At 39.3% G+C, this 3,271-nt stretch carries 7 protein-coding genes; all 7 read right to left on the reverse strand.

Translation table 11 applies throughout. The annotated features are described in order from the left end of the window. Nucleotides 1–80: 80 nt before the first annotated feature. Entirely contained in the window at nucleotides 81–446 is a 366-nt protein-coding gene (locus D6V41_RS17960; RefSeq protein ID WP_136252937.1) for a hypothetical protein, read from the reverse strand. Between the two features lie 15 nt (nucleotides 447–461). Then, entirely contained in the window at nucleotides 462–869 is a 408-nt protein-coding gene (locus D6V41_RS17965; protein ID WP_136252938.1) for a hypothetical protein, read from the reverse strand. A gap of 229 nt (nucleotides 870–1,098) precedes the next feature. Then, the gene (locus tag D6V41_RS18570) at nucleotides 1,099–1,320 is read right to left on the reverse strand and encodes a DUF4177 domain-containing protein (protein WP_136252939.1); all 222 of its coding nucleotides are present in this window, start codon (nucleotides 1,318–1,320) and stop codon (nucleotides 1,099–1,101) included. A 56-nt stretch (nucleotides 1,321–1,376) separates the two neighbouring features. After that, nucleotides 1,377–1,751, reverse strand: a complete 375-nt coding sequence (locus tag D6V41_RS17975; protein WP_136252940.1) for a hypothetical protein — start codon at nucleotides 1,749–1,751, stop codon at nucleotides 1,377–1,379. Nucleotides 1,752–1,869: 118 nt separating this feature from the next. Next, the gene (locus D6V41_RS17980; RefSeq protein ID WP_136252941.1) at nucleotides 1,870–2,133 is read right to left on the reverse strand and encodes a hypothetical protein; all 264 of its coding nucleotides are present in this window, start codon (nucleotides 2,131–2,133) and stop codon (nucleotides 1,870–1,872) included. Nucleotides 2,134–2,224: 91 nt separating this feature from the next. Further along, a complete protein-coding gene (locus D6V41_RS17985; protein ID WP_136252942.1) occupies nucleotides 2,225–2,680 on the reverse strand; it encodes a VOC family protein in 456 nt (151 codons plus the stop codon). Nucleotides 2,681–2,820: 140 nt separating this feature from the next. Then, nucleotides 2,821–3,168, reverse strand: a complete 348-nt coding sequence (locus D6V41_RS17990; RefSeq protein ID WP_136252943.1) for a hypothetical protein — start codon at nucleotides 3,166–3,168, stop codon at nucleotides 2,821–2,823. Nucleotides 3,169–3,271: the final 103 nt, after the last annotated feature.

Here is a 3,271-nt window from a genome sequence, read left to right on the forward strand (position 1 = left end):
GCCTTTGTAAGGGGCGCGCGTTGTTTGCGCGTCCCAGCCCAACTTGTTGGGCGAACTTCACAAACTTGTTATGTGGTTGACTATATAAATACATTAGTGAAAGTCCCTTCCGCAACTTTCAGATCGAGAACCCTTAAGTCGAACTGCATTCCTTCCTCGAATAATTCAACGAGCGGCTCTCCGTTGTAGAAAACTAATTCTACATCTGCTGTGTCACCATCGAAAAACTCTTTACCTTCTTCAAAACTCAATGCACATGCTAAATCAGTAAATTTTGCGGAGTCCATTCGCATCCAGCAATTATTGCCAAAGTACCTATACCCATATGGAGGTCTTGGAATCGTCAAAAAGGTTATTTTTGCTGTGATAGTCAATTTATTCCCTTTGCCACATAACACTTTGCATAAGCGGTTTTGGCCGCTCTTGCCAAAATCCGCTTGATGCATTTGTTATGCATGCGGTCATTGATACTCAAATCTTTGCTCCCACATTTTTGAAGCACCTAAAGCTGGACCTAACACAAATGGTGAGACAGCAATCAAAAAATATGTATAGTTTTCTTCAGATGCAAAAATACCGCTTACTAGAAAATAGAAAAAACTAATTATGCTTCCGCCCCAGAAAAAATATATAACAAAGTCCCAAAGCTTGCGACTAATTGCGGAGTTTCGCTTCTGCACGATAAGAATAACAAACAACATCCAGCGACCAACAAAAAACATAAATAGAGCCATTAGGGGAAGTGCAATGCCTTCGGCCATACCGACAAAAGTGACGCCGTAAAACACGCTCAGCGCAGACCAAACAATTACAAATACAACCACCCATCTTTCAAATAATTGCATAGCTACAGGTTTTTGCGGCTTCAACTCATCAGTCTCTCTAGTATGCATAACACCGAACTAAGCGGCAGTTTGTATTTGCTAAAATCTGCAAAATTTGAACGCAGTGAAATGCAGGTTTTAGCAAATGCAAAATGTCCGAAGTCGCGCCAGCGACTGACAAAATGCTTTGTTATGTTTCTTTAACTTAAAACAACCACTTGCTTCGACGTCACTCAAAACGATTCTAAGGTGCCGTGTCAAAGCGTAAAACTGGTTAAACATTTGATATGTCATTACTTTTCCGAATCTTACGCTTAAAAAAAAGATCATAGTCTGATGACCACCAGTGGTAATGCGTACTTATCAACTCCCAACCATTATCTCCGTGGTGTTTCAGGACTTTATTTAATTCTTCGTCTCCCTTAAAGAGCCCACAATTTACTCGCTTTATTCGATATTCATAAATCTCCATGTGCCTATTTTCCCTTTGAAACATAACACCCAGTTAAGCGGTAAAAACCGCTCTTGTTTTTATCCGTCTTCAACTGTTTGTTATATTGCTTCACTTAAAATTACCATTTCTGCTCGGTTTACTCGCGCTTGAAAAAATGAATTGAGATGGAGTAATTGCCCATATTCGTCCATATTATTACCGCGTTTTGTAAGCTGAAGCCAATTGGAATAAAAAGCATCAAAGTCATCCTCAGATATAGGCATTAAATGCTCATCAATAGTAAAAGACTTTTTCACATCCGTAATTGATGGCGACGACATCTCTCTAATTCGCGAACCAAATAATTTCACTAGTGTAGATAATTCGACTTCAGAAGCCAAAACCACTGTCTCTTGTTGTTCAAACCTGAGCTCTAAATTATTTAGTTGCTCGAAATCTAAATTCTCCATATGTACAAAAGAAAAATGCTCCATGCTCAAGCGCCCTTATGCAATATAACACCCCAATAACGGGCGAATGCTTGCTGCGAAAATGGCGGTGCCGCAGCAAGTAGGCGTCCCAGCGAGCGAAGCGAGTGTGTTGATTGGTTTGTTATTCGTCACTACCTGCATCCTTGATAGTTAATCGCCTAAATACAAGAACGATAATCCCAATTGAAAAAAACAATAAACCAAATTTAAATTCCGGTTCAGCCTCTGCGACCTTGTAATACATATCGTATCGCTGAGGAAGCCAGAAAAACAATTCTGAGATTTCAACGGGAAGAAAATCTCTAGCTTTGTACAACAGCCCAAGTAAAACAAACAAGATGCCCGCTATTAGCAATGGCTTATCTAGTTTTTGATTAACTTTCATGACGTATAACACCCGCTTAAGCGGTAAAAATTGCTCTTTATTTTCATCCGCTTGAAGCGTTTGTTATGTGCCTTAGCCACAAAACGACCTATTATCCTTTGCTGGCATCTATAAATTCTCTAATTTGAATATGATTGCCTTCTCTGTCGGCGATATTTGAAACTTTGAATATCGGATTTTTCCATTCACCTTCAAATGCTTCACCACCCATTCTAACTGCCTCTTTTCGAGTCTCATCCATATTCTGTACTGATAAGAAGAGCTTTATTGGGCTAAATGATTCTTGAGGTAATTCGAAGGGTGGGACGTGGATAATGAGACTAAAACCATCCTTATCCAAGCTAATAAAGTCTCTGGTTTCTTTAGTAACTCGCATGCCAAATAGTTGTTCGTAGAATTCAGCAAGATAATTTAATTTGCTTGAATAGATGAGCACACCATTTTGAGCTGGTCCCGACATTTTAATTTCCTTATTTGCTGCTACCACTGAGAAGCTTAGAGCGAAAAGCATATATGCAATTGCAATCGTTTTAAAAACCTTAAACATAAAACCTCCGTGGCACATAACACCGGCATAAGCGGTGGGTAAGTTTTAGAGATATTTGCAACAATTCAGCGAAGCGGAATGCAAATATCTCTAAAACTTGCACATCCGAGGGAGCGTTAGCGAGTGGCTTAATGCCTTTGTTATACAGCACTCGCAACCACCAACCTCACTAAACTAAAAACACCAAAGAAGAAACTAATAACTACCGTGTAAATTGATAAACGAATAATGTTTCTACTCAGCGAGCGCATATTAACTACATTTTCAATGTTAGCTAACAAAAATATATTACCCACAAGAGCGCCACAGACACAAATGAAGAATGCGTAAACAGAGTTGGTAAGGTAGCTCAGGACTATTTCTGATTTGCCTGAGTGGCTGTAAAATGAGGCAAGTAAAGCAATACAAGCTAAAGAAAGAGTTCCGAAATGCTTTAACAAGTCGATTGTCAATTTTCTCTTTTCATATCCTGGCATTTTATCGACCATTTTAACGTCCTTGTGCTGTATAACACCATGTTTAACGAGTTATCAGATTATGGCGTGGCGATTGCGAACGCAAGCGACATGACATGAGCTGATAATCTCTGTT

This window comes from Ningiella ruwaisensis, from assembly GCF_004798935.1.
Taxonomy (GTDB): domain Bacteria; phylum Pseudomonadota; class Gammaproteobacteria; order Enterobacterales; family Alteromonadaceae; genus Glaciecola; species Glaciecola ruwaisensis.